Here is a 24,911-nt window from a genome sequence, read left to right as displayed (position 1 = left end):
GCCGGTGACGTCCTTCAGGATCGCGGTGCAACATGAGCGTGGAGGCACGCGTCGCGGCCCCTCCCGTGTCGGGAGGAGCGCGGCATCCGTGGCGGCTCGCGGCCATCGCGCTCGTCGCGGTGGTCGGGCTGTGGCCGTTGTTCAAGTACCACGTCGGTCCCGACAACGAGCTGCGGGTGCGCTTCCCCGTGACCCCCGGGGCGCCGACGGGGAGCGTGTCCTTCCAGCGCGAAGGCCACGCGCCCCAGCAATGGACGCTCGAGGAGGCCAGCCTGTGGCAGCACGTCGGCGACGGCCTGCCGCCGGGCATGCAGGAGCTCCACATCGCCCTGCCTCGCCGGGCGGTGCAGGCGGACGTCACGCTCCGGAACGTGCCGGTGCGGATCACCCAGGTCTCCTGGGTGTCCAGGCGCGAGCCCGTCGGGCTGCGTGAGGCCCCGGCCCTGGCCTTCGACCAGCAGGCCGAGGGGGACGGCACCGTCCGGCTCCACGTGCCCGCGCTGTGGCCGGGCTTCTGGGCGCTGGACGCCGCGGACGCGGTGTACGGCGTGTCCGCGTGGCTGCTGCTCTGGCTCGTCCTGGAGGCGGGGTGGGGCAGGGGGCGCGTGGCCGCGTTCGGCCGGCGCCGCGCGGGCTGGGCGAAGTACGCGCTGCCGCTCGCGCTGGCGTGGGGCTCGTGGTGGGCGGCGTTCTTCCCCGGCCTCGTGTCGTTCGATCCGCTGTCGCAGTGGCAGCAGCTGGTGCAGGGGCGGTTCTCCAACTGGCACCCGGCGTTCCACACGTGGTGGCTGGGCGCCTTCGCCTGGCCCTTCCAGTCGCTGGGCGCGGCGAGCGGCTTCCAGGTGCTGCTGTTCGCCACGGCGATGGGCAAGGTGCTGGAGGAGCTGGGGCACTGGAAGGTCCCCGCCTGGGCGCGCTGGGGCGTGGTGCTCTGGGCGGGCCTGTCCCCGGCGGTGGGCGTCAACATCATCGCGGTGTGGAAGGACACGCCCTTCACGCTGATGTGCCTGGTGTCCGTGTCGCTGCTGCTGCGCATGGAGCGCACGCGGGACGCGGGGGCGGGCAGCGCGCTGCGGCTGGGCCTGTGCGTGGCGTGCCTGGGGCTGCTGCGCCACAACGGCATCCTGCTGGCGGTGCCCGTGCTCGTCACCGGCCTGTGGCGGATGCGGGACCGCCGGGCCCGGGGGCTGCTGCTGGCAGCGGGGCTGGGGGGCATCCTGTTCGTGCGCGGGCCCGTCCATGCGCTGGCGAAGGTGGCGCCCGCGCCGCCCACGCTCACGCAGGTGTTGACCCTGCACCGGCTGGGCGCGATGGCGGCGTCGCCGGACCTTTCGGAAGAGGACGCGCGGGTGCTCGAAAGCCTCATGCCCTTGCCAGCGTGGCGCGCCCGCTACGTATGCCATGCGGTGGGACCGCTCCTCTTCGACCATTCGCCGCTGGGCGCCGCGCCGGAGCGGCTGGAAGGCCGGGGGCTGGAGCTCGCCGGGGTGGTGGCGCGCTTCGCGCTCCGGCATCCGGGGGTGTTCCTGGACCAGGCGCTGTGCGTCACCCGCTATGTGTGGGCCTACGAGCCGAAGCTCTACGTGGGGCCCTTCAACGGCCAGGGAAACACCGTGGACCCCAACGCCTTCGGTTTCAGGACCCGCTCGTGGCTGCCCCGCGCCCAGCGGGCCCGCGAGGAGTTCTTCTTCGCGACGACGGTCGGTGGTGCTACCTGGACGCGGATGCTGTTCTGGCAGCCCTCCCTGTCCTTGTACCTCCTGCTCGCGGGACTGCTGGCCACGTGGACCCGGCAGCGGCGTGTGGCGCCGCTGCTCGTGTTCCAGGCCGCGCTCCTCAACACCGTGGGCTGGCTCGTGCTGTCGCCGAACCCGGACCTGCGCTTCCTGTTCCCCACGCTGGTGGCGGCACCGCTCGCCTGGGCCTGGGCCTGCGCGCCCCGCCTGCGGGCGGCCAGGGGAGGGGACGCGGGCGCGGAAGGGGACGGGGGCCTGCCCGAGAGGACGCATTGGGTGGACGCTGGTTCAGCCGCGTCCTCGGGAGTCGCCTGAGCGATGGAAGTGGAAGGCATGGGACGCACGCGTCAGGGAGTCTGGCTGGGGTTGGCGCTGCTCGTGGCGCTCGCGCTCTGGCCGCTGTTCAAGTACCAGGTGGGGCCGCTCAGCGAGCTGCGGCTGCGCATCGAGTCGGTGGGGTGGCCGCTGGAGGGCAGCGTGACCTACCAGCGCCAGGGGCATGGGCCCCAGGCGTCGCGTCTCTCCAAGGACGACCTGACCCTGTACGACGGCCACGGGCTGCCGGAAGGGGTGCAGGAGCTGCGCATCCCGCTGCCGCGGCGGACGGTGGCGGTGGAGGTCGCGCTGGAGAAGCTGTCCGGCCGCACCGTGTCCCAGGCGAGGTGGGTGGCGCGGGCGCCGGTCCTCTGGGGCGACCCGGGCGGCGCGCTCGCGTTCGAGCAACACACCGACGAGGACGGAACCGTCCACGTGCGCATCCCCGAAACGCGGCCGGGCTTCTGGACGCCGGACGTGGCGGACGTCGTCATGGTGCTGGGGACGTGGTGGGTGCTCTGGCTCGCGCTGGAGGCGCGCTGGGGGACGGGGCGCGCGGCCGCCTTCGCCCGGCGCCGCGCGGGCTGGGCGAAGTGCGCGCTGCCGCTCGCGCTGGCGTGGGGCGGCCTGTGGCTGCTCTACTTCCCGGGGCTCATCGGGTTTGATCCGTTGTTGCAGTGGGAGCAGGTGGTGGCGCGCCAGTTCGTCAACTGGCACCCGCCGTTCCATACGTGGTGGCTGTGGCTCATCGCCGGGCCGTTCGACTCCATGGCCTCCGTGAGCGCCCTCCAGGTGCTGATGTTCGCGGGGCTCCTGGGCAAGCTGCTGGAGGAGCTGGGGCACTGGAAGGTGCCGGGCTGGGCCCGCTGGGCCGTGGTGGCGTGGGCCGCGCTGTCCCCGGCGCTGGGCACCAACGTCATCGCGGTGTGGAAGGACGCGCCCTTCACCTGGATGTGCCTCTGGGCGGGCCTCGTCATCCTCCGCGCGGAGCGCACCGGCGGCCTCACGGTGAAGGCCGCGGCGCGGCTGGGGCTGTGCGTGGCGTGCATCAGCCTGCTGCGGCACAACGGTCCGCTGGTGGCGTTGCCGCTGATGGTGAGCGCGCTGTGGCGCTATCCAGGTTCGAGGCAGCGGGGCACCCTGGCCATCCTGGGCGTGGGCCTGACGCTGCTGGTTCGCGGGCCGGTGTACGTGGCGGCCAACGTGAAGCCCTCGCCGCCGCTGCTCACGCAGGTGTTGAGCCTCCACCGGTTGGGCACCGCCGCCTTCCACGCGGACACGCTGCCCCCCGACGACGTGAAGACGCTCACCTCCCTGATGCCGCTGGAGGATTGGAAGCGCCGCTACCGCTGCGAGTCCGTGGGCTTCCTCATCTGGCCCGGCTCGCCGCTGTACGAGCACCCGGAGCTGCTGGAGGGCCGGGCCCTGGAGATGGCGGGCGTGGTGGGGCGCTTCGCGCGCAGCCACCCGGACGCCTTCTTCGACCAGTGGGTGTGCGTCACCCGCTACCTGTGGGCGCTGGACTCGATGCTCTACATCGGTCCGTTCCAGCCGGACGGCGGCGCGGTGGACAAGAACGTCTTCGGCTGGAGGACGCGCTCCTGGTTCCCGGCGCTGGCGCGGCCCTACACGCAGGTGCTGCTCAAGGCGTCCATCGGCGAGCCCTGGCAGCGCATCCTGATGTGGCAGCCCGCGCCGTCGTTGTACCTGCTGCTCGCCGCGCTGTGCGGGGTGCTGTGGCGGCAGCGAAGCCCGGGCGCGCTGCTGGCGTTGCAGTGCGCGCTCACCAACACCGCCGCGTGGCTGGTGCTGTCGCCGAACCCGGACCTGCGCTTCCAGTTCGCGGCGATGCTGTCCGCGCCGCTCGCGCTGGCCCTGCTGCTGGCGCCGCGGCTCGCGCGGACGGCGGCCCGGGAGGCGCCCGGGCCGCGGGTGACGGCGGACGTGGTTCCGGCGCGGGACCGGGACACCGCCGCCTGAGCGCTACTTGTGCGGCACCACGGTGCCGCCGCGGAAGGCGGAGTCGCGCAGCACCAGGCCCTCCTTGGAGAGGCGCGCGGCCTTGGGCCCGACGAAGAAGTCCTTGGGGTCGCCCCGGCGGAAGGTCTTCTTCACGAACTCCTCCACCTCCAGATAGAGGCGGCGGAACTTGTCCGGGGCCGCGTCGCGGCGGCCCGTCTGGGACGTCACCTCCAGCTCGACCCACATCTTCCCGCTGAGCAGCTCGCCCTCCTCGTTGCGGCGCGAGCGCTCCACGAAGATGACGGGCGAGCGCACCTCGTCGATGCGCCAGGAGCCCTTGTCCGGGCCGCGCTTCACCTTGTCCACCAGCGCGGGGCCAATCTCGCTGGCCACCAGGTACAGGTCCTCCTCCGGCAGGCGCGGGATGTTGTCCGGGGTGGCCCGGAAGGGCGCCCAGTCCGTGGGCACGCGCCGGGGGTAGACCTCCAGCACGTGGCGCTCCAGGAAACGGAAGAAGGCGACCTCGTCGTCGGGTGCCATGAAGAATTGGAGGATGTTGGCCATCGCGGCGGTCCTCATACCCTGGAAGCGCGCTAGAAACACAGTCATGGACTCCTGGCTGCGCTCCCGGATGCATGAGCTGAACGACCTGAACGGCGTCATCAACCTGGCCTCCTGGGACCGGGAGGTGTACCTGCCCGCCAGGGCGGCCCCCGCCCGCGCCCAGCAGCTCGCCACCCTCCAGGCCCTCCACCACGAGCGGCTGGTGGACCCGCGCCTGGGCGAGGCCCTGGCCCGCGCCGGGGAGGGAGGACCGGATTCCGCGGCCCTGACGCCCGACGAGCGCGCCATGGTGCGCCTGCTCACCCGCGAGCGCGACCGCGCCGTGCGGCTGCCCGCCCGGCTGGTGACGGCGCTGGCGGAGGCCCAGGGCGAGGGCATCCAGGCGTGGCGCGAGGCGCGCGACACGAAGCGCTTCGCCCGGTTCCAGCCCGCGCTGGAGGCGCTGCTCGCCCTGCGGCGTGAGCAGGCGGACGCGCAGGGCCACGACGGCGAGCGCTACGACGCGCTCCTCGAAGGGTTCGAGCCCGGCATGCGCGTGAAGCGCCTCACCCCGGTGCTCACCGCGCTGCGCGACGCGCTCATCCCGATGGTGGCCGCGCTGGGGGCGCTGAAGCGGCCCTTCCCGGCGTTCCTGGACGGCCGCGCCTACGACACCGCCCAGCAGTGGCGCTTCACGATGCGGCTGTTGGGGGCGGTGGGCTTCGACCTGGAGGCGGGCCGCCAGGACGTCAGCATCCACCCGTTCACCAACAGCCTGCACGCGCAGGACGTGCGCCTCACCACGCGCCTGGACGCGGCGTGGCCGCAGGCGGCGCTCTTCGGCACGCTCCACGAGGCGGGCCACGGCCTGTACGAGCAGGGCTTCTCCCTGGAGCACCAGCGCACGCCGCTGGCGTCGGTGCCCTCCATGGGCCTGCACGAATCCCAGTCCCGCCTGTGGGAGAACCTGGTGGGCCGCGGCCGGCCCTTCTGGGCGCACCACTTCCCCGCGCTGAAGGAGGCCTTCGCGCAGCCGCTCGCGGACGTGGACCTGGACGGCTTCCACGCGGGCATCAACCACGTGGTGCCGTCGCTCATCCGCGTGGAGGCGGACGAGGTGACGTACAACCTGCACATCGTCCTGCGCTACGAGCTGGAGCTGGCGATGCTGCGCGACGAGCTGCCCGTGTCGGAGCTGCCGGCCGCGTGGAACGAGCGCATGCGGCGCTACCTGGGCCTCACGCCGCCGGACGACACCCAGGGCGTGCTGCAGGACATCCACTGGGCCTGGGGAGAGCTGGGCTACTTCCCCACGTACGCGCTGGGCAACCTCTACGCCGCGTCGCTGTACGCCGCCGCGAACCGCGCGCTGCCGGCGCTGGACGCGGACCTGGCGCGGGGGGACACGGCGTCCCTGCTCGGGTGGCTGCGCGCCCAGCTGCACTCGCAGGGCTTCCGGCTGCCGGCGGAGGAGCGCGTGCGCGCCATCACCGGCGAGGGGCTCACGGACCGGGACTTCCTCGCGTACCTGCGCGCGAAGTACGGCGCGCTGTACGGCGTCGCGCTCTAGCTCAGGCGGCGAACACCAGCGGGCGGCACGCGCGCGCCAGGTGCAGCGCGTCCCGCGCGAGCGCGTCCGAGGCCGGGTCCAACGCCTCCAGCCACGCGGCGCGCGCCACCTGACTGCCCAGCTCGAAGCACAGGCTGGCGGTGCGGCGCGACAGCCGGCTCTCCTTCTGGAGGGCGCGCACGTTGAGCTCGCACAGCTCCGCGCACTGGCGCAGCAGGCGGACCGCGTCGTCGTCCGCCGGGATGCCCTGGGCCGCCAGCCGCGCCATGCCTTCCTCGCAGGCGCTCTGACACCGCAGGCTCGCGGCGATGCATCGGGAGACCTCCGTTCGCGCCGCGCCTGTCCTTGCTCCCAACATGGCCACGCCCTCCCTGAAGTGCGGCGTCAAAGGTACGCACGCCCGCCGTCCGCGCAACCAGCACTGAAGGCCCAGATGGGGCGTGAACACCTGCGTCCCGGGGCCATGGACACGCGCGGCGTCAGGGATGCGCACGACTCACGGACGATTCACGTGAATCGCGCCTGTCCTGCCTTGGGGGGCCGGGGAAACGTCAGCTGCCCAGCACCGGGAAGGCCTTGAGCAGCTCGACCAGCTTCTCGCCGTAGAGTTGGACCCGCTTCGCGCCCAGGTAGGGCAGCTGGGCCAGCTCCTCCACGCTCGCGGGCGGCTTCGACGCCAGCGCGTCCATCAGCGGGTTGGTGAGCACCACGCTGGGCGTCACCTTGCGCGCCGTGGCCTGCTCCACGCGGAAGGCCTTGAGCGCGTCCTCGCGCTTGCGCCGGTGGGGGTCGCGCGGACCCTTGGGCTCACGGTCCAGGTCCAGCTCGCCCCGGGCGGCCTTCTGCTGTTGTTCGCGGATGAGGGCGAGCAGGGCGTCGCCGTGCGCGCGCACCACGGCGCCGCGCACGCCGGCCGCGCGGGCCAGGTCCTTGTGCGTGTCCGGCTGCTTCATCGCCAGGTCGGTGATGGCCATGTTGGACAGCATGCGGCCCATGGGCACGTTGTCCTTCTCCGCCCACTCCAGCCGCAGCTTGTGCAGCCCCTGGGCGATGGCGTGCGCCAGCGCGTACTGGGTCTGGGACAGGCCGCTGCGGGACAGCTTGGGCTTGTACTCGGCGCCGACCTCCGGACGGGCCTCGGCTTCGGCGCACATGCGGTCGCAGTCCAGGAGCACCTCTTCCAGGATGTCCGCCTCGCGGCACGCGTCGCGCACCTGGCGGCCCAGCTCGCACAGGTAGCGCACGTCGTTGGCGATGTAGTCGCGCATGCCCGGGGGCAGGGGGCGCAGGGCGAAGTCGGACTGCTGGTGCTCCTTTGGCAGCTCCACGCCCAGCCGTTCACGGGCCAGGTCCGCCAGGCCCACCTTGGGCCAGCCCAGGAGCGTCACCGCGCGGTGCGTGTCGAAGAGGCCGCGCACGCGCACGCCTGCCTCCGCGAGGAACTGGAGGTCGCCCTGGGCGGCGTGGAAGTACTTGGTGCGCGCCGGATCCTCCATGCCGGGGGAGAGCAGGCGGGGATCCACGCCCGGCTGGAGCGTGTCGAAGAGAAAGATGTCCGTGTCGGTGCCCAGCTGGAGGAAGCACAGGCGGGCCCGGAAGGCGTGCATGGCGTCCGCCTCCAGGTCCACCGCCCACTCCGGCGCGGCTTCCAGCCCGCGCGTGGCGGCCTCCGCGCTCGCGCTGTCCACCACATCCACGGCACCCTGAGGGAAGGTCGGCATCGCGGGGAGCAGGCTAGCGGACCGGCACGCCCGTTTGACGTGTTTTTTCCCGAACCGCCGCTAGGATGGCCCCGCCGATGAACGACGCCCAACGTCTGGAAAAGAGCCTGCTTGGCCACATGGGCCGGGCCATCGCGGACTTCCGCCTCATCGAGGCCGGGGACCGCATCATGGTGGGCGTGTCGGGAGGCAAGGACTCCTACACGATGCTCCACCTGCTGCGCGAGCTGCAGCGGCGGGCTCCCGTGAAGTTCGACCTGCTGGCGGTGAACCTGGACCAGGGCCACCCCGGCTTCCCGGGCCACGTGCTGGAGGGGTACTTCCAGCGCGAGGGCTACGCCTACAAGATGCTGAAGGAGGACACCTACAGCATCGTCCTGGAGAAGACCCCCCCGGGCAAGACGCAGTGCTCGGTGTGCTCCCGCCTGCGCCGGGGCATCCTCTACAACGCCGCCGTGCACCTGGGGTGCAACAAGATCGCCCTGGGCCACCACCGCGACGACCTCATCCACACGATGCTCCTGAACATGTTCTTCGCCGGGAGCCTCAAGGCGATGCCGCCGCTCCTGAAGAGCGACGACGGGCGCAACGTGGTCATCCGGCCGCTGTGCTACGCGCCGGAGAAGGAGATCATCCAGTTCGCGGAGGCGAAGCAGTTCCCCATCATCCCCTGCGACCTGTGCGGTTCGCAGGAGAACCTGCAGCGAAAGCGGATGCAGAAGCTGGTGGAGGACCTGGGCCGGGAGATCCCCAACGTCCGCCAGAGCCTGCTGAACGCGATGTCGAACGTGCGGCCGACGCACCTTTTGGACAAGACGCTGAACCCGGACCCGCTGAACGCGACGGAAGAAGAAGGGCCCCGGGCCACCCCCCCCACCACCGAGACGCAAGGGAGCGCCAGTCCATGGCTCGAGAGCAGGCAGTAAAGGCGCGCAAGGAGCGCAACGCGGCGCTGGTGGAGGCCATGCTGCTGGCCGCCATGGCGGATGGCAGCGTGTCCCAGCGCGAGATGCAGACGCTGCTGGCGCGCGTGCTGGAGCGCCCGGAGTTCGAAGGCACGCAGTCCGGAGAGCTGAACCAGCTGGTGGAGTCCAGCGCGGCGCGGCTGTCGGAGGCGCGCAACCTGGAGGACGTGCTGTCGTCCCTGCGGCGGCGGCTGCCGGACCACAAGAACCGGATGCTGGCCTTCGGGCTGGCGGCGGCGGTGGCGCTGGCGGACCAGCGGGCCACGCGCTCGGAGCTGGGGTTGCTGAAGACGTTCCAGGCGGCGCTGGGCATCTCCGAGGACGAGGTGGCGCAGATCATCGACGTCATCGAGCAGGGGGGCAGCCTGTCGGAGGCGCTGGGCGAGCCCCTGGAGCGGCTGTTCGCGGAGGTGATGGTGCTGGTGCTGGCGGCGGACGGGCAGCTCAAGGAGGCGGAGGCCCGGGCGATGGTGGAGAGCTTCGCGGCGGATCCGCTCTTCCAGAACGTGAGCCCGGAGCGGGCGCAGGGCTTCGTCAGCGAGTCGGTGGCGGCGCTGGCGTCGGACGGGCTGCCGCAGCGACTGCAGGTGCTGGCGCACGGCCTGGCGACGCACTCCCAGCGGGTGAAGGCGTACCAGCTGGCCACGAAGATCGCCCACGCGTCCGGCCGGACGAGCGTCGCGGAGCAGCGGATCCTGGATTTGCTCCAGGCGACGTTCGGTCTGGCTGACGATGAAGTGGCGCGGCTGGACCAGCAGGGGTAAGCAGGGAGGTGGCATGACCCCGCACGTCCCCTCCGGTCCGCGGCACTCCTTCCGTTTCGGCCTGCCGCCATCGCTGGGCAGTGAGACGGCGCGCGAGCGTGCGGAACGGCTCGCGTCGTTCCTGCAGCGCGCGCTGGGCAAGCTGGTGGAGGTGAATGTCGCCACCAGCTACGAGACCCTGGCCAAGGACCTGTTGTCCGGGCGCGCGGACGCGGCCTGGGCGCCGCCCTTCGTGTGCGCGCGCATGGAGGCCATGGGCGTGCGGGTGCTGACGCGCGGGGTGCGCCGGGGCATGTCCAGCTACCGCTCCGCGCTGGTGGGCCGGGCGGGCTCCGGGCTGACGCTGGAGAAGCTCAAGGGCGCCACGGCGGCGTGGGTGGACCGCGATTCGGTGGCGGGCTACCTGCTGCCCAGCGCGTTCCTCAAGACGCAGGGGCTGGAGCCGTCGCGGGCGTTCGTGTCGCAGCAGTTCACCGGCTCCTACCACGGCGCGCTGGAGGCGGTGCTGGACGGGCGGGCGCAGGTGACGAGCGTGTTCTGTCCGCCTGCCTCCACCGGGCTGAGCTTCGCCACGGGCGTGGATGACGTGCTGGGCCCCGGGATGGGGGCGAAGTTCGAACTGCTGGCGTACACGGACGAGGCCCCCAACGACGGCGTGCCGGTGGCGATGGGGCTGCCCGCGCCGCTGGTGGCCTCGCTGGAGTCAGCGCTCCTGGGGCTCCAGTCCACGCCGGACGGGCAGGCGCTGCTGCGCGACATCTTCAACGCGGACCGTTTCGAGGTCGCGCCGCGCATGGGCTACCGCGCGCTGTACCGGGTCGCCCTGGCCAGCCTCTAGACGCCGCGCCTTCTCCGCCGCGCGGTGTGAGGCGAATCACGGCTGCGGGTAGCGACTGCGCGGTGTGACGCGAGTCATGGCTGCGCGGTGCCGCGCGGGCGGCGACCTCGCGGTGTGACGTGAATCCTGTCCGCGCGTTGCGACGCGAGTCATGGCCTCGCGTGAACCGGGTGTCCTCGCGGCCGTCATGGGCCCCCGACCCCCGGCGCGCTGCTCCATCGAGTCCGGGAACCGCTACTTGCCGGAGTCGGGATCATTCCCGCGCGAGGGGCGCCGGGCGGAGGAGACGGAGCCCTCGGAGGCGCGGCCCGCCTTCGCGGAGGCCTTGCCGCCGGCGGAGTCGTCCGCGGCGCGCGCGGACTTCGCCGAAGCCCGGCTGTCGGCCTCGGAGGAGGCCCGCGCGGTCTTCCCCGGGGAGCGGCCCCCGGTGGAACCTTCTGGTGCACGGCCGGGCTTGGCGACAGGCCGGGCTCCGCTGGAGTCCTCCGCGCGCACGGCTCCGAACTGCGCGGTGGAGGAGCGGCCCGTGTTCGAGTCACGCCGAGCGGCCTCGTGCTTCGCGGTGGAAGCACGGCCCTCATCCGCGTCGCCGCGCACGGCCTCGTGCCTCGCGGTGGACGCATGACCCTCTCTTGCGTCGCCGCGCACGGCTTCGTGCTTCGCGGTGGAGGAGTGGCTGGCGTCCGCGTCTCCGAGCACGGGCCGCGTGTCCGCGTGGCTCAGGCCGGTGTTCTCACGGGTCCTCACGGGCCGGGCCTCGGGGCGGCTCAGTCCGGAGTTCTCCTTCGTGCGCGCCGTCCGCTCCGGCGGTGCTCCCTCGCCTGAATCCTCCGGCGACGCGGCGGCCTTCGTCGACGAGTGGCTCACGCCGGACGGCTCCGGCGCGCGGGGCGCCTTCACCTGCGCCGCCGCCTTGCCCTGGGGGGGCGTCGTCCCGGAGGCCGGGGCCTTCGCGGGGGCGCTGCCTCCTGGCCGGGCCATCAGGCGCGGGTCGAAGTAGATCATCGTCGGCTCGGCCGCGAAGCGCTCCTCTTCCAGCTCGTCCGCGTACACGTCCCGCATGAACGCCGCCAGGTGCGCGCTGGTGCCGTGCAGCTTCTCCTGCTGAAGGAACTCCTCCAGCGCCAGCTGCAGCTCGCCCGCCGTGGAGAAGCGGTCATCGCGCTTGCGCGCCAGCGCCTTGAAGACGATGGGATCCAACGACTTGGGGATGCTTGGCACCGCCTCCGACGGCGGGACGATCTTGAAGCCCACCACCGCCTTGAGCGTGGCCATCTCCGTCTCACGCTTGAACAGGCGCCCGCCCGTCAACAGCTCGTAGAACACCGTCCCCAGCCCGAACACGTCCGAGCGCGCATCCAGCGGCTCGCCCCGCGCCTGCTCCGGGGACATGTACGCGTGCTTGCCCTTGATGGTGCCCACCACCGTCTGGGACAGCTTCCCCTGCGCCTTCGCCACGCCGAAGTCGATGAGCTTCACGCCGCCGTTGAAGCCCACCAGCACGTTCTGCGGCGACACGTCCCGGTGGATGAGCGACAGCTTGCGGCCGGACGGACTGCGCGCGTTGTGCGCCGCGTCCAGCCCCGCCGCCGCCTCCGCGATGATGCGGCACCGCAACCCCAGCGGAAAACCGCCCGGGTGCGCCGACGCGCGCGGCACCAGCGACCCCAGCGGCTCGCCGTGCACGTACTCCATCGCGATGTAGTACTGCCCGTCCACGTCCCCCATCTCGTAGATTTGCGCGATGTTCGGGTGGTTGAGCAGCGCCGCGATGCGCGCCTCGTCCAGGAACATCTGGAGGAACTCGTCGTCCTCCGACAGATGCGGGAGCAGCCGCTTCACCACCAGCAGCTTCTGGAACCCCACCGGCCCCTTCTGCCGGGCCAGATAGACGGCCCCCATGCCGCCGGTGGCCAGCTTGCGCAGCAATTCATAGCGGCCGAACGTTTCCACTCCGGCCGTGACGATAGCCGCGACCGCTCGGATCTCAAAAGTCCGGGCTGTCGTGAAAACACGAACCGGGCCGGCCCCCTCTGGGCGCGGCCCGGGCGCGGTGCGTCACGAGCCTCCGGCCCTGGCTAGGGCGTGGGGGCGCAGATGCTGCGGTAGCGGATCTCCACGGACTGGCCCGCGGTGGGCACCGCGCCCTGGTTGAAGATGACCGCGTTGCGGCCCGCGTCGTACATCCACTGGTCCGCGGGCAGGACGCGGCCATTCACGCGCACGCTGAGCTCTTCGGTGCCGTCCGGCAGCGCGGTGAGGGGGAAGTCCGCCTGCGGGCCGCCGGCCTGCTGGATGATGGGGTCCAGGAAGGCGCGGTAGTCGCTCTCGCAGATGGAGCCCACGCTGCCGCCCGTGCCCTTGGCCACCGCGGCGAAGCGGTCCGCGCTGGTGCCCGCGGTGGAGCAGGACGCTCCGGCGGGGACGAGCGCGTGCAGGTTGCTGCGGTGGGACATGCCCGTGCCCTTCAGCGTGTGGAGGAACTGGATGTAGCTGTCCGGCTCGAAGCCGGAGTGGTCGTCCTCGTCCGCCAGCACGACCACCGCCATGCGGGCCGCGATGCGGGTGAAGCCCAGGTTGCCGTCGTTGGGCTGCGGCGTGCGGAGGTCGTCGGCCTGCTCGGACAGCGGGGCGGACAGGCCCTGGCGCATCGTCTCCAGGCCCTGCACCAGGTTGTGGCAGAGGCCCACTTCGATGTTGGCCTGGATGGTGGCGGCCGCGTTGGCGCTGGCGCCGGACACCACGCGGGCGCGGCTGCCGTCCACCGGGAAGAGGCGGCCGGCCTCACCGCCGTTGGCCCCGCCGCCGCACTGTCCGTCGCGCTGCACGAGTCCGGTGCTGGTGACGCCCACGCGCACGTCCACGTTCAGCTCCTTGGCGCGCGCCAGCCAGCCTGGGATGGCGTTGCGCAGGCGCTGCTGGTACGGCTCCATGGTGGTGGTGTTGGACACCACGAAGAGCACGTCCAGCTGGCTGTCGGTGCCCTGGGTGAAGCGGTCCACCTGGATGCCCTCGTGGTTGGTCTCCGCGAGCAGCGGCACGAGGAAGCCGTGCGGCTCCGTGTCCGACTGGAGGTACATGGGGCTGTAGTGCTGGCCCAGCACGTCGCGGGCATAGCCCACCTCCATCTCGAAGCCCTGACCGGGCTGGAGCGTGATGGGCGCCGTCACCGGCGTCATCAGCGAGAACTGGTTGCTCGTGCCGTTGCCGATGATGGCGTCCGAGACGGTGAGCGGTTCGCTGCAGCGGTTGGACACGAATGTCTTGCGCGGCTTCGCGGCGCAGTCGTAGCGGATGGGCCCGAAGTCCACGAAGGACGGCGTGGCCACCAGGCAGGACGCCTCCGACACCGCGTGGATGGGCAGGGTCACCGTGGGGTAGGCCGGGTTGTTGACGGTGAGCATCAGCTCGCCGTTGAACTCGCCGCCCGTGGCGGGGGCCTTGAAGGCAATCATGGAGCTGAAGGCCGTGTCGTAGAGCACCACGCCGCCGGTGATGGGACCTCCGGGCATGGAGAACACGCCGCCGCCGTCGTTGGACAGGTGCACGTTCTTGATGGCGCACTCGGCCCGGCCCGGGTTGCGGAAGTAGAAGCCCAGCACCGCGCCGCGGCCTGGCGCCACGTTGGCGAACTCCAGCTTCGGTTGGGGCCGCAGCTGATACACGCACGGGCCACTGGCGCGAGCGCGGCCCGTCAAGGTGATGGCGCGCTCGGGCGTGAACAGGTCGTTGGACTGCACGAAGAGCGTCGCGGTGAAGGTGCCCTCCGTCTTGGGTTCGAAGTAGACCTTCAGCTCCAGCGCGTCGTCGCCCGGGTTGATTTGAAGGCCGTTGGCCTCCAGCGTGGGCCAGGCGCCGGCCTTCCAGGCGTAGGGCTGGGTGCCGCGCGTGGGGGTGTCCACGTTGAACTGCGCCGCGTCGCCGTCCGCGCGCACGCCGGTGAAGGTGAGGGGGCCGTTGCTGCCCGCGTTGGTGATGCGGATGACCTGCTCCACCTTGCCGCCCACCGGCAGCTCTCCGAAGTCCAGCGCCACCGGCGCCACGGCCAGCGTGGGCCGGCCGCCTCGCGCATCCAGCATCACGCGCGACTCACGCGCCTTGTCGGACGCGTACGCCACCGTGAGGTTGCCCACGTTGGGGCCGGAGTAGCGCGCGGCGAACTCCATCCGCATCTCCACCACCTCGTCCGGCTGCACCGTGGTGCCCTCCGGCTTGGACAGCGGCAGGAAGGCGCGGTCGCTGGTGGCCAGCGCGGAGATGGTGACCGGGCGCCAGGTGATGTTGCGCGCGCGGGTGAAGGACTCGGTGCGCTCGTGCACCGGGATCTCGTCGAAGGGCACGGGCGCGGGGTCGAACACGAAGGCGCTCGCCACGGAGTTGCCCTGCAGGTCCACCACGGACGGGGTGCACGTCTCGCAGGACACGACCTCCAGCCGGGCGTCCATCCGCCCCAGCGAGCGGGGCAGGTACTTCGTCTTCACCACCTGGGTGGTGTTGGGCGGCACGGTGATGGTGTCCGCCGTGAAGGGGTCCGCCTGATTGCCCGCCACCTTCAGCGTCAGCGGGAGGTCCACGGGGTTGGTGACGGTGACCTCCAGCGTGCGGTCGCTGTCCACCTCCAGCGTCTGGTAGTCCAGCACCGGCGGGTTCACCCCGATGCGGGTGGGCGTCCCCAGGCCGTGCACGGGCACCTGCTGCAGGGCGCCCACGTTGGCGTCCGTCGTCACGCGCAGCGTCTCCTCCACGGGGCCCTCGGCGAGCGGGTGGAAGCGCACCTTCACGACGTGGGACTCGCCCGGCGGCACGCGGCCTCCGCCGTCCGTCAGCTCCACCTGGTAGGCCGGGTTGTTTCCCAACCCCAGCGCCTCCAGCGCGGAGAACGGCACGTAGCCCACGTTGCGGATCCGCACGTCCTTCTCACGCCACTCGCCCACCGGCACGTCACCGAAGTCGAGCGCATCCACGTCCAGCACCGCCGTGGCCTGCACCCCGCGCGTCTGGTCCTCCTCGTGACACGCCATCGTCCCCGCCACCAGTGACGCCAGCAGGACGTACCGACCCCTCCACCCCATCACCATTGTCCGCTCCCCATCCTTCCCCACCACACGCACACGGATGCCCGGGACACGGGCCTCTCCTAATCAAGTCCCGTGCCGGAGCCGGCACGGGGCGTGGTGCCCCCTGAAATCAAGGACTTGGCGCCCAATCCAGCGGCCAAGTGAGCGCTGGAGGGAACCGGGGTGCCCTGGAGGGTGAAAGGTTTTTCCTGGCCTTTTGCCAAGGAGCACCTGCCTCATTTCAGGTCAGGAAGTGGACGCTTCCCCCACGAACGCGGCGATCGCGGCGGCCACGGCGGCGGGCTGCTCCAGGTGGACGTGGTGGCCGCCGTCGAAGAAGCGGGCGGGGCCCACCAGGGTGCGCAGGGCGGCGAGCCGCCCCTCGAGCAGCGCGGGGGTGGGGGACAGGCCGCGGGTGCCCCGCAGGAGCTGCACGGGGCAGGTGACGGCGGCCTCCAGCGCCAGCCACTGGGCCTCGTCGAAGGCCTGTCCGAAGCGGCGGCGGTGGCGCGGGTCGAAGGTGAAGGTGAAGTCCCCCTCCGGCGTGAGCCGGGTGCCGTGGCGGGCGAAGAGCAGGGCCGCGTCCGGGGAGAGGGTGGGGTTCGTGTGACGCAGGCGCTCCGCGGCGGCCTCCACGCTGGGGTAGCGCTTGCGGTTCGGCGGGCGGCGCGAGTCCTCCAGGAAGCTGCGCAGGCGGACCGGGGCGCCTTCGGGCGGGCCGCCGGACGGGCCCAGGCTTTCGATGAGCGTCAGGCTCTGGATCCGCTCCGGCCGCGCGGCGGCGTACGCCAGCGCGACGATGCCGCCCAGCGAGTGTCCCACCAGATGCACGCGGGGGAGCGCGAGCCCGTCCAGGGCGGCCTCCACGTCCAGCAGGTGGTCGCTGAAGTGGTACGCGGCGCCGGGCCCGGCGTGGCCGCTCTCCCCCATGCCGCGCAGGTCCAGCAGCACCGTGCGCCAGGCCTCGGGCAGGAACTCGGAGAGCGGGTCGAAGCTGTGGGAGTGGTCCAACCACCCGTGCAGGAACAGCACGGCGGGGGTGCCGTGGGGGTGGCGCTGCCGCACGTGCAGCGGCAGGCCCTCGGCGTCCACGGTGAGCGATTCGAATGCGGCGGCGGGCACGGGAACCTCCTCGTGCCTCCCGCCTTACTCCGTCCCCCCGGGTGCTGGCGACCCTACGCGACGCTGCTGGACGACGACGCGGGGCGCGGCGGGCCTCCGGTGTCGGGACGGCCGAGCACCAGCGCCAACTGCCGGGCCTGGCTCTCCGTGGCGCAGCGGTACTCCTGGGTCTTGCCGTTGGGCCGGTCGATCCGAATCACCCAGACGTCATTCTCCTTGGTCACCACAGGCGCTTGAGACATGCATTCCCTCCGTGCCCGGAAAGAGAAGCATCCTTCGTGCCGACCCTGTGGCTTGCGCCAAATGCCTGATTTCCGGCCGTCTCCCCGGCGGGCGGCGGAGCGGGTGACAAAATTCGTTCAGCGCGCCGACAATTTTCGCGCGCCTGGCTCGCACTCCTTGCGTAGCCCTGGGGGGCAGGCCGGAGTCATTGGGATGACAATCATTGTTCAGTCGGGTCTGGCCACTCCCACGCCGAGCGGTAGCCGCCGTCGGTCTGCGTGCCTTCGATGAAGCGCGCGTAGAAGGGGTGGCTGCTGAGGGTGGCGGAGTCGCCCACGACGAACAGGTGCCGGCGGGCGCGGGTGAGGGCGACGTTCATGCGGCGCAGGTCATTGAGGAAGCCCAGCTGCCCCTCGCTGTTGGAGCGGGTGAGGCTGACGAGGATGGCGTCCTTCTCCCGTCCCTGGAACGCGTCCACGGTGTCCACTTCCACCTCGGGGTGGACGGCCTCCAGGGCCTCGCGCAGGTGGCGGGCCTGGGCGCTGTAGGGGGCGATGACGGCCACCTCGCGCGGGGACAGGCCCAGGCCCAGGAGCTGGCGCACGCGGGCGACGACGTAGCCGGCCTCGCCCGGGTTCAGGAGGCTGTGCGTGGTGGGCTCCTCCTCCTCGTCGAAGCCCTTGCCCGCGGTGTCCAGGTAGAGCACGGGCGGGGCGTCCACCTCCGTTCCTGGCGTGAGCACCCCCGCCAGCGTGCGCTCCGCCACGGACGGGTGGGCGCGCAGCTCGCTGGCGTACATCTCCTTCGACGGGAAGGCCATGATGGCGGTGTTCATCCGGTACTGCTCGCGCAGCATGCGCTTCACGTCGTCGCCGTGGTCCTTCAGCAGGCGCTCGAAGAGGCTCACGCCCAGGCCCGCCTTCGAGGCCTCCTGCGACAGCACGGTGGGGGGCAGCTGCTGCGGGTCCCCGGCGAGCACCACCTTCGGCGCGCGGAGGAAGCCCAGCAGGGCCAGCGGCTCGGTGGCCTGGGTGGCCTCGTCCAGGAGGGCGCGGTCGAACTCCTCGCCGGCGAGCACGCCGGAGCCCAGGCTCGCCAGCGTGACGCACACCACGTCCGCGCGGGCGAGCACGGCCTTCACGGCCTTCTTCTCCAGCTTGCGCGCCTCGTCCATCAGGTCCTTGGCCTCCGCGGTGGATGAGCGGGCGTTGGAGAAGCGCTCGCGGCTGCGGCCCTGGTTGCGCTGGCGGCGCGCGTAGCCGAAGAGGTCGAAGGCCTCGTCGAACAGGTCGCGGCTGATGACGCGGTCGGGGTGCTCCTCCACCACGATGTCCAGCGTGTGCTCCTGGAGGCGGGGCGCGACGCGCGCGGGGTGGCCCACGCGAAGGGCCCTCAGGCCCTGCTCCAGGCACAGCTCCAGGAGGTGGTCCACGGCGGCGTTGCTGGCCGCGGTGCACAAGAGGCGCTCGCCGCGTGCGACGGCCTGGGCCGCCACCTCCGCCAGCACGGTGGACTTGCCGGTGCCGGGCGGGCCGTGGATGAGGAAGAAGTCCTCCGCGGCGAGCGCGCGCCTGGCGGCGTCCAGCTGCTCCGGGTTGAGCGGGCGGGTGGGGGTGAAGTCCCGGGTGTTGTCGAAGCGCGGGGGCTCGTTGCCCAGCAGCACCTCGCGCTTGTGCCGCTCCGCGCCCTTGTCCAGGCCCTTCACGCGCTGGAGGCCCGCGCGCACGCGCTCGTAGGTGACGTCGTTGGGGACGACGTCCAGGCGCAACAGTCCCTCGGAGAGGTAGGCGGGGGGCTCGCGGTCGAAGGCGAGCTGGATGCGGGTGGAGGTGGCGCGCGACACGAGCGCCTTCGCCGGTTCCTTCACCTCCGCGCGGCGGGGCAGCACCGCCACGAAGTCGCCGTTGGACAGGCGCGTGGGCAGCCTGCCCCGGTCCGCGCGGGCGAGCGTGAGGAGGATGCGGCCCCCCAGGCCCACCTCCTCCTCGACGGTCTCCAGGTCCAGCACCGACAGGCCCTGCTCCTCGCGCTCGCGCAGGGACAGCCCCTGCGCGAACGCCGCCATGCGGGCCTTCTCCGCCTCGCGCTCCTGGGCGAGGAGCGCACCGAGCTTGTCGAAGAACGAGACGTCACGAGCCATGGAGCGGGTCATGCCATCCCGGACGCCCCGCCGTCACGGCCCGCGTGGGGGGCCCTGTCGTCCTACTGGCAGGCGTACGTGAACGAGGCCGGCGTGCTCCAGGTGCCGTCCGGGTTGATGGCGCGCACGGTGTAGCCGCTCGACGGGTAGGTGGTGCCCCAGCAGTCGCGGGCGCGCACGTCGTTGCGCAGGGCGGTGCCCAGGTCCCAATTGCCAAGGCGGCGCTGCTTCTCATACGCGGCCACGCGGTCCACCGCGTCCGCCCAGGTGGAGTCTCCCGCGAGCACGTCCCGGCGCTTCTCCAGGAACTTCTGGAGCCACGCGCTCTCCGTGATGCCGTTGTAGCCAATCACCGGCGCCACCTGCGCGCTGTTGCCCAGGGCGGTGTTCGCCTTGCGGATGAGGTCCCTCGCGCCGTCCTCGCCGTGGTTGATGGCCGCGTCGTACAGCGCCGCCTTGGTGAGCGCCTGGGTGAGGCCCCACTTCGCGGCCTCGTTCATGATGGGCGTGTAGTAGAGCGCGTCGCTCACCTGGTCCTGGCACTGCTTGAAGTCCGCCTTCGTGGCGGCGGTGTTGAAGCTCGCCGCCCAGTCCGTGGTCCAGCCGCCCACCGCGTCCAGCTCCGCCGTGGACGCCTGCGATTGCCCGGTGGACAGGAAGCGGTTGTTGATGACGGTGAGCGCGCTCCAGTACTTCGACAGGCGGTTGCCATTGGCCTCGGTGCGCAGGGCCCGGTAGCACTGCACGACCTGGATGGCGTCGCCCGTGCCGGTGCAGAAGCCCGCCCGCCCGTTGGTGTAGCCGCGCCCGTCGTGGATGTTCTCTGAATAGGCGTAGTCGAGCGTGGGCGTGTCGTTCTCCCAGATGCTCGTCAGCGCCTCCGCCACCTTCTTCTGGTTGGCGGTGAGCCCGGTGCCGCCGGGAGCCGTGCCGCCGCAGCTGTCGGACTGGACCTTCACGTGGGTCGCGGTGAACGACGTGCCGGAGTCGGTGGAGTAGTTGAACGTGTACGACGCGTTGACCGCCACCGTCAGCGAGGACGTGCGCGTGAACGTGCACGTGCGGCCGCTCTGCGTGTGCGCCCAGCCGGGTTGATCATCGTCACACGTCACGCCCGAGGGCACGTCGAGCGAGACCCGAGGATTGGCGATGGCCACCGTGCCCGTGTTCTTGAACACCAGCGTGCCCCAGTAGTCCGGGCCCACGTACGTGTTCGTCGTCACCGCGTGCGTGCACGCCCCCAGCTCCCTCACCACTTCGCCCGGCGCCTCCGGCGGGAACTCCCGCTCCTCCGCCGCGCCGCACCCCAGGGCCAGCATCAACAGCCCCACGCCGGCACACCCCCGCTGGCCCAGCACCCACGTCCGCGAACACCTGGTTTCCATCTGACTGACTCCGTCTGGAAGGGGACGCCGCCACGAGGACGGCTCATCCTTGATAGAGCAGAAATAACGGAAATAAATGTGGGGCTCCAGGGCCCGGGTCTGGCACTGTCCTGCGGGAGGAGCCTGTCGCGACACGCGGCTTGGCCCCAGTGGGCGAAGCGCGTGCTCAGCCCGGCGCGTCCGGCAGGGGGAGCACCCGCCAGAGCTGCGGCTTGTCGTACTGGGGAGGGATCATCCCCAGGGGCCAGCCCTCCGCGGTGAGCTCCGCGTACTGGTACCCGCGCCCGGCGAAGGGGATGCGGGTGCCGTTGCCGGGCAGCCCCACGCCAATGGCCGCGTGCGCCAGCGCGTCCGAGTACAGCATCACCGCGTCCACGCCCACCTGTCGCAGGAGCATCAGCGCGAGCACGGCCTTGGAGTCGCAGTCGCCTCGGTCCTGCGCGGGCACCAGCCCCGGCGGCACGATGCCGAAGGGCTCGTCGCCGGGCAGCTCGTAGCGGATGCGGCGCACGAACCCGAGGATGAGCTCGGTGGCCTGCGCCGCGTCCAGGTCGCGCTCGCGGATGGAGGTGGCGAAGCGCTCCCCCAGCACGCGCACCGGCTCCGCGTTGCTGCGCATCAGCTCCGCGTAGATGCAGCGCATGTCCGTGCCGCACCCCGGTGGCGCTACGTACGTGAAGCGCTCCGGGCCCATGGCGCGGTAGCGCAGCCGCACGCTGTAGTCGCGGTGGGCCTCCTCCAGCCCTCGCTCCACGGCTTCCCCCAGGCCGTAGGCCACCTGCTGCCGCGCGGGCTCCATTCCCTCCACGCGCCAGTCGTAGGCCTTCACGCGCTCTGGCGGCGTGTCCTCGGGGATCAACGCCGCGCCCAGGTCCTGCGTGGCCTCCCGGGGTGGGGCCACGGGGGCTTCGGTCCGCGGTGCCTCCGCGAGCCGGCCCGCGTTCCTCGCCAGCACCCACCGCCATCCGGTGATGGACAGGAGCGCGCCCACCAGCACCAGCGACAGCAGCGTCCTCCAGGAGCGCGCGGACATGCGGGACGTCAGGCGGGCGCGCGCAGCATGCCGGTGGGCAGCTGGGGGAAGGGGATGAGTCCGTTGAGCGCGGCCTGGAGGCCGGGCGCGGTGAGCAGGGCGATGACCAGCAGGAAGGCGCACAGCAGCAGCGCGGCGGCGATGTTGCCCTTGCGCACCTCCGCCAGCTCCTCGATGCCGGGCGTCATCCTGTCGAACAGCCGCACGCCCAGGGCGAGCACCGCCACGCCCACGGCCAGCGACAGCCCCACATGCACGAGCGCCAGGCCCATCAACTGGAACACCGCCATGGCGGACACGGGCGGGTTCTGCACCGCCAGGTCCACCGCGTCGCTGGTGGCCTTGAGCGCGTGCTGCACGAGCAGGCCCAGCGACACGAGGCTCGTCGCGTGCACCAGCCCGGCGGCGACGTTGCCCTGGCGCAGCTCCTCCACGGGGTGGCTGTCCAGCAGGCGGCTCAGGCCGCGCATGCTCAGGCCGATGCCGAGCGCGGCCACGAGACCGCCGAGGACGACCTTCATGAGTCCGACGACGAAGAGGGTGGGGTCCATGGGGCGCGCGGGACTGTAGCGGAAGTCCCGCGGACCGCCACGGCCCATGGCTCAGGCGCGGGGCGTGCCGTCCTTCCGACGGCGGCTCCACGTCCAGGCGAGGAGGAGCACCGCGCCCCAGCCCGCCGTCGAAGGTCCGCTGCCCACCGAGCAGCCCAGCCCCTTGCGCATGTCGCTCGTCGGGTCGTACTCCACGGTCAGGTGGAAGTCGCACAGCGCCGCGTTGCCCGCCGCGTCGATGGCGGTCACCTGCACGGCGTGCACGCCCGGCGCGAGCGGCGTGCCCACGGCGGGGCTGTAGGAGATGTCCGCCGCGGACACGGCGTCCTTGGCGGTGGCGGGCGGATAGTCCGCGCGGGTGCCGGACACCACCGCCGTCTTCAACGTGAGGTCGCTCGGGCAGGTGAGGAGGGGCGGTCGCGAGTCGCGCACCTTGACCTGGATTTCGCAGGTGCTGCGGGTGCCCGCCGCGTCGGTGCGCGTGACCTGGACGCGGGTGAGGCCCAGCGGGAACAGGTCCCCCGACGCGTGCGTGCGGGTGACGGTGACTTGGGAGGACGTGCCGTCGGTGGACGTGTCCTCCGGCCAGAAGGCATGGGCTCCCTCGGGGCCTTCGGCCTCCACGCGCACCTCGCTCACCTTGCACGCGGAGGAGGGCGCCAGGGCGTCGCGCACGGTGACGGTGAACGTGCAGGTGCTCGCGTTGCCGGCGCTGTCCTTCGCCGTCATTGTCACCACGGTGTCGCCCAAGGGCAGGACGCTGCCGTTCTCCGGGCTGTAGCTGATCAGCGGCTGGGGGCTCGTCTCATCCGTCACGGCCACGCTCGGATAGTGGAAGGTGAGGCCCCGGGCCGACCAGGTGTCGAGCGTCAGCTCCGTCGGGCAGCCCTGGAAGGTGGGGCCCGACACGTCGCGGGACGTCGTGGTGATGGCGCAGGAGGCGACGCGGCCCTCCGCGTCCTCGGCCTGATAGTGGATGGGGATGGGCTGGTAGAGCGGCAGCAGGGTGCCGTCCGGGTGGGTGGAGCGCACCGTGAACGGGGGCTGCCCGCCCACCAGGGGTGGCCTCAGGTCGCGCGCGAGCGTGCCCTGGGGGCTGTTGGAGGGAACGTCCTCGGAGGCCGGGCACACGAAGGTCGGCGGCGCGTCATCCCGGTCCAGCCGCCACAGGCCCAGGCGCGTCCATGCGTCCGCGGAGGCCACCACGAGCGACCCCTGGAAATGTGAAAGCCGCTTCGGAGCGAACCCCGGGTCGCCGGAGGGCAGTCGCGTCAGGCGGGACGTGCCCGCTCCGGTGCCGTCGGTGCGCCACAGCTCGCGCACCCCGTTGTCCACCGCCACGGTGAACGCGAGCGCCCCGTCCCATTCCGTGAGGGCGTCCAGCGAGACGCGCCCCTGCGGGAAGTCCAGGGGCAGCGTCCGGGTGCCCTCCGTCGTGCCATCCGTCACCCACAGCGCGTCGTTGAAGTTCGCGCCGCGCGCCGAGAAGTAGGCTCGCCCGCCCACGGCGACCAGCCCCCGGCTGGAGTCGAGAGTCATCGCACCCGGGAGGGCCTTCACCGGCAGGCTCCCGGCCTCGGTGCCGTTGGTGCGCCACAGCGCCACGCCATCCGGGCCCTCCACGAGGAAGAGGAGCGTGTCGCCCAGGGCGGCGAGGCGCAGCCGGGACGGGCTGGCGGCGCTCGGTCCCAGGTCGGTCACGAACGCGGTGCCCGCTTGGGTGCCGTCTGACTTCCAGAGCGCGGGGCCGCGCAGGCCGTCATCCGCGACGAAGAAGAGCGTGGAGCCCACCGCGGTGAACGCACGCGGTGACGCGTCGCCGGTGCCTTCGCGGAGGTCGCGCACCCGCCGCGTGCCCGCCTCGGTGCCGTCGGTGCGCCACAGCTCGCGGCCCTCGGGGCCCGTGGCGCTGAAGTAGACGGTGTCGCCCGCTCGCGTCAGCTCGCCGGGGCGGGAGCTGCCCGTCCCTGGGAGCACGTCCTTGACGCGCACCGTGCCCGCCTCCGTGCCGTCCGATTTCCAGAGCTCGAAGCCGCTCACGCCATCCGACGCGGTGAACAGCACGGCGTCGCCGGACACGAAGAGCGCTCCCGGCGAATCGAAGGCGCTGTCCGGTCCCGGCTGGAGTTCACGAACGAGGTGCGTGCCCGCGGGCGTGCCGTCGCTCGTCCACAGCTCGCGTCCGGTGCTCGCGTCCGTCGCGGTGAAGAACAGGCGGTGGGACGTGGCGCGCAGCGAGGACTCGTCGATGACCAGGTTCGCGGGCAGCAGGTCCTGCGCGGAGCGGGTTCCCGCCCGGGTGCCATCCGTGACCCATAGCTCTGGGGCCGAGCGAGCCGGGGCCTCGGCGCGAGGACCCGTGAAGAAGAACAGCCGCCCGTTCAGCGTGGCGGTGGGCCCGCTGTCGAAGTGCGAACCCGGGCCGCCCGGCTGGACCGTTTCTTGGGTCAGGTCCGTGAGGAGGCGCACGCTCACCGGATCCGCCTGTCGAGGATCGCCCTGAGCGAACGCCTGGGTGCCGCCTGTCACCAGTGCCAACGCCGAAAGCCACGCATGAACGCCGACCGTCCCCATGCTCGCCCCTCCCTCGCCCGTCCTGCCTGACACCTGGACCGGGGGCACCGTCATCACGGATCCCCGGAGCTACAACCCGGGTCCCGCCCGACTGTTCGCCAGCCAGCGTCCGTGTCGCGGTCACACCTGTTTCATGTGTTCACCACCGGCCGCGGCACCCGCGAGCCCCTAACGGCCGGCCTCACGGCCTCTAACAAATGTCGAAGTCGGCGGAGCTGGCTCTTCCAGGCCTGGGTTCGTTCCACGACCCAGCGGTAGCAAATGAGTCGCTCCTTTTCGTCAGGCGCTGTTCGCGCGCCGCCCCCTTTCACGGGGCGCCCCGTGGCGGGAAGGGACGGGGATGAGCCATTCATGCCCGCGCCATGATGACTCCGTGAAGATGTGAGCAAGCCGCGCTGGCTACCTTGGCGCGA

General features: G+C 71.9%; 18 protein-coding genes. 6 read left to right on the top strand and 12 right to left on the bottom strand.

Going from position 1 to position 24,911, the window contains the following annotated elements:
• Positions 1-32 precede the first annotated feature (32 nt).
• Both FOF48_RS24175 and FOF48_RS24170 read left to right on the top strand, forming a co-directional pair.
• Positions 33-2,051, top strand: coding sequence for a hypothetical protein (locus FOF48_RS24175; protein WP_143905150.1), 2,019 nt, complete (start codon positions 33-35; stop codon positions 2,049-2,051).
• An 18-nt stretch (positions 2,052-2,069) separates the two neighbouring features.
• Positions 2,070-4,031, top strand: a complete 1,962-nt coding sequence (locus tag FOF48_RS24170) for a hypothetical protein (protein WP_143905149.1) — start codon at positions 2,070-2,072, stop codon at positions 4,029-4,031.
• A gap of 3 nt (positions 4,032-4,034) precedes the next feature.
• On the opposite strand, the gene FOF48_RS24165 is transcribed toward FOF48_RS24170, so the two are convergent.
• Positions 4,035-4,577 carry a hypothetical protein gene (locus FOF48_RS24165; protein WP_143905148.1) on the bottom strand — a complete coding sequence of 181 codons (543 nt, stop codon included), beginning with the start codon at positions 4,575-4,577 and terminating at the stop codon, positions 4,035-4,037.
• 43 nt (positions 4,578-4,620) lie between these two features.
• Here FOF48_RS24165 and FOF48_RS24160 point away from each other — a divergent pair, with 43 nt between their 5' ends.
• The gene (locus tag FOF48_RS24160) at positions 4,621-6,126 is read left to right on the top strand and encodes a carboxypeptidase M32 (protein ID WP_143905147.1); all 1,506 of its coding nucleotides are present in this window, start codon (positions 4,621-4,623) and stop codon (positions 6,124-6,126) included.
• Between the two features lies 1 nt (position 6,127).
• Here FOF48_RS24160 and FOF48_RS24155 read toward each other — a convergent pair whose 3' ends face one another.
• Positions 6,128-6,484, bottom strand: a complete 357-nt coding sequence (locus FOF48_RS24155; RefSeq protein ID WP_143905146.1) for a hypothetical protein — start codon at positions 6,482-6,484, stop codon at positions 6,128-6,130.
• A gap of 193 nt (positions 6,485-6,677) precedes the next feature.
• Positions 6,678-7,847 (bottom strand): ribonuclease D, encoded by a 1,170-nt coding sequence (locus tag FOF48_RS24150; RefSeq protein WP_143905145.1) that lies wholly within the window; start codon positions 7,845-7,847, stop codon positions 6,678-6,680.
• Between the two features lie 65 nt (positions 7,848-7,912).
• Between FOF48_RS24150 and ttcA the strand changes: the two genes are divergently transcribed.
• From ttcA to FOF48_RS24135, 3 genes are read left to right on the top strand one after another with little or no spacing between them, the layout of a single operon-like run.
• A complete protein-coding gene (gene ttcA / locus FOF48_RS24145; protein ID WP_143905144.1) occupies positions 7,913-8,773 on the top strand; it encodes a tRNA 2-thiocytidine(32) synthetase TtcA in 861 nt (286 codons plus the stop codon).
• A complete protein-coding gene (locus tag FOF48_RS24140; protein ID WP_143905143.1) occupies positions 8,752-9,576 on the top strand; it encodes a tellurite resistance TerB family protein in 825 nt (274 codons plus the stop codon). Before ttcA ends, FOF48_RS24140 begins: the two co-directional genes overlap by 22 nt.
• A 13-nt stretch (positions 9,577-9,589) precedes the next feature.
• A complete protein-coding gene (locus tag FOF48_RS24135; RefSeq protein WP_143905142.1) occupies positions 9,590-10,414 on the top strand; it encodes a phosphate/phosphite/phosphonate ABC transporter substrate-binding protein in 825 nt (274 codons plus the stop codon).
• A 234-nt stretch (positions 10,415-10,648) separates the two neighbouring features.
• Here FOF48_RS24135 and FOF48_RS37580 read toward each other — a convergent pair whose 3' ends face one another.
• The 9 genes from FOF48_RS37580 to FOF48_RS24090 all read right to left on the bottom strand — a co-directional run bounded on the left by FOF48_RS37580 (position 10,649) and on the right by FOF48_RS24090 (position 24,399).
• On the bottom strand, positions 10,649-12,367 hold the full coding sequence (locus FOF48_RS37580; RefSeq protein WP_304503234.1) for a serine/threonine protein kinase: 1,719 nt from the start codon (positions 12,365-12,367) through the stop codon (positions 10,649-10,651).
• Between the two features lie 125 nt (positions 12,368-12,492).
• Positions 12,493-15,492: a choice-of-anchor D domain-containing protein gene (locus tag FOF48_RS24125; protein WP_143905141.1), complete on the bottom strand. Its 3,000-nt coding sequence runs from the start codon at positions 15,490-15,492 to the stop codon at positions 12,493-12,495.
• A gap of 225 nt (positions 15,493-15,717) precedes the next feature.
• The gene (locus FOF48_RS24120) at positions 15,718-16,593 is read right to left on the bottom strand and encodes an alpha/beta fold hydrolase (RefSeq protein WP_143905140.1); all 876 of its coding nucleotides are present in this window, start codon (positions 16,591-16,593) and stop codon (positions 15,718-15,720) included.
• 53 nt (positions 16,594-16,646) lie between these two features.
• Entirely contained in the window at positions 16,647-16,835 is a 189-nt protein-coding gene (locus tag FOF48_RS24115; RefSeq protein WP_143905139.1) for a hypothetical protein, read from the bottom strand.
• A gap of 200 nt (positions 16,836-17,035) precedes the next feature.
• A complete protein-coding gene (locus FOF48_RS24110) occupies positions 17,036-18,955 on the bottom strand; it encodes an AAA domain-containing protein (RefSeq protein WP_143905138.1) in 1,920 nt (639 codons plus the stop codon).
• Positions 18,956-19,017: 62 nt separating this feature from the next.
• Positions 19,018-20,340: a chitosanase gene (locus FOF48_RS24105; RefSeq protein ID WP_143905137.1), complete on the bottom strand. Its 1,323-nt coding sequence runs from the start codon at positions 20,338-20,340 to the stop codon at positions 19,018-19,020.
• A gap of 166 nt (positions 20,341-20,506) precedes the next feature.
• Complete coding sequence (locus FOF48_RS24100) at positions 20,507-21,373, bottom strand: hypothetical protein (RefSeq protein ID WP_143905136.1); 867 nt, start codon at positions 21,371-21,373, stop codon at positions 20,507-20,509.
• 8 nt (positions 21,374-21,381) lie between these two features.
• Positions 21,382-21,924 (bottom strand): DUF350 domain-containing protein, encoded by a 543-nt coding sequence (locus tag FOF48_RS24095; RefSeq protein WP_143905135.1) that lies wholly within the window; start codon positions 21,922-21,924, stop codon positions 21,382-21,384.
• Positions 21,925-21,975: 51 nt separating this feature from the next.
• Positions 21,976-24,399 carry an ELWxxDGT repeat protein gene (locus FOF48_RS24090; RefSeq protein ID WP_186002052.1) on the bottom strand — a complete coding sequence of 808 codons (2,424 nt, stop codon included), beginning with the start codon at positions 24,397-24,399 and terminating at the stop codon, positions 21,976-21,978.
• Positions 24,400-24,911 lie beyond the last annotated feature (512 nt).

The organism is Corallococcus sp. Z5C101001, assembly GCF_007352635.1.
GTDB lineage: Bacteria > Myxococcota > Myxococcia > Myxococcales > Myxococcaceae > Corallococcus > Corallococcus silvisoli.
This window is presented reverse-complemented; position numbering and strand designations above follow the sequence as displayed.

Coding starts and splice junctions, on each gene's coding strand:
- FOF48_RS24160 (WP_143905147.1), top strand. CDS start 4,621: ATGGACTCCTGGCTGCGCTCCCGGATGCATGAGCTGAACGACCTGAAC.
- FOF48_RS24140 (WP_143905143.1), top strand. CDS start 8,752: ATGGCTCGAGAGCAGGCAGTAAAGGCGCGCAAGGAGCGCAACGCGGCG.
- FOF48_RS24135 (WP_143905142.1), top strand. CDS start 9,590: ATGACCCCGCACGTCCCCTCCGGTCCGCGGCACTCCTTCCGTTTCGGC.
- FOF48_RS24150 (WP_143905145.1), bottom strand. CDS start 7,847: ATGCCGACCTTCCCTCAGGGTGCCGTGGATGTGGTGGACAGCGCGAGC.
- FOF48_RS24170 (WP_143905149.1), top strand. CDS start 2,070: ATGGGACGCACGCGTCAGGGAGTCTGGCTGGGGTTGGCGCTGCTCGTG.
- FOF48_RS24115 (WP_143905139.1), bottom strand. CDS start 16,835: ATGTCTCAAGCGCCTGTGGTGACCAAGGAGAATGACGTCTGGGTGATT.
- FOF48_RS24125 (WP_143905141.1), bottom strand. CDS start 15,492: ATGGTGATGGGGTGGAGGGGTCGGTACGTCCTGCTGGCGTCACTGGTG.
- FOF48_RS24155 (WP_143905146.1), bottom strand. CDS start 6,484: ATGTTGGGAGCAAGGACAGGCGCGGCGCGAACGGAGGTCTCCCGATGC.
- FOF48_RS24105 (WP_143905137.1), bottom strand. CDS start 20,340: ATGGAAACCAGGTGTTCGCGGACGTGGGTGCTGGGCCAGCGGGGGTGT.
- FOF48_RS24175 (WP_143905150.1), top strand. CDS start 33: ATGAGCGTGGAGGCACGCGTCGCGGCCCCTCCCGTGTCGGGAGGAGCG.
- ttcA (WP_143905144.1), top strand. CDS start 7,913: ATGGCCCCGCCGATGAACGACGCCCAACGTCTGGAAAAGAGCCTGCTT.
- FOF48_RS24165 (WP_143905148.1), bottom strand. CDS start 4,577: ATGGCCAACATCCTCCAATTCTTCATGGCACCCGACGACGAGGTCGCC.
- FOF48_RS24100 (WP_143905136.1), bottom strand. CDS start 21,373: ATGTCCGCGCGCTCCTGGAGGACGCTGCTGTCGCTGGTGCTGGTGGGC.
- FOF48_RS24095 (WP_143905135.1), bottom strand. CDS start 21,924: ATGGACCCCACCCTCTTCGTCGTCGGACTCATGAAGGTCGTCCTCGGC.
- FOF48_RS24110 (WP_143905138.1), bottom strand. CDS start 18,955: ATGGCTCGTGACGTCTCGTTCTTCGACAAGCTCGGTGCGCTCCTCGCC.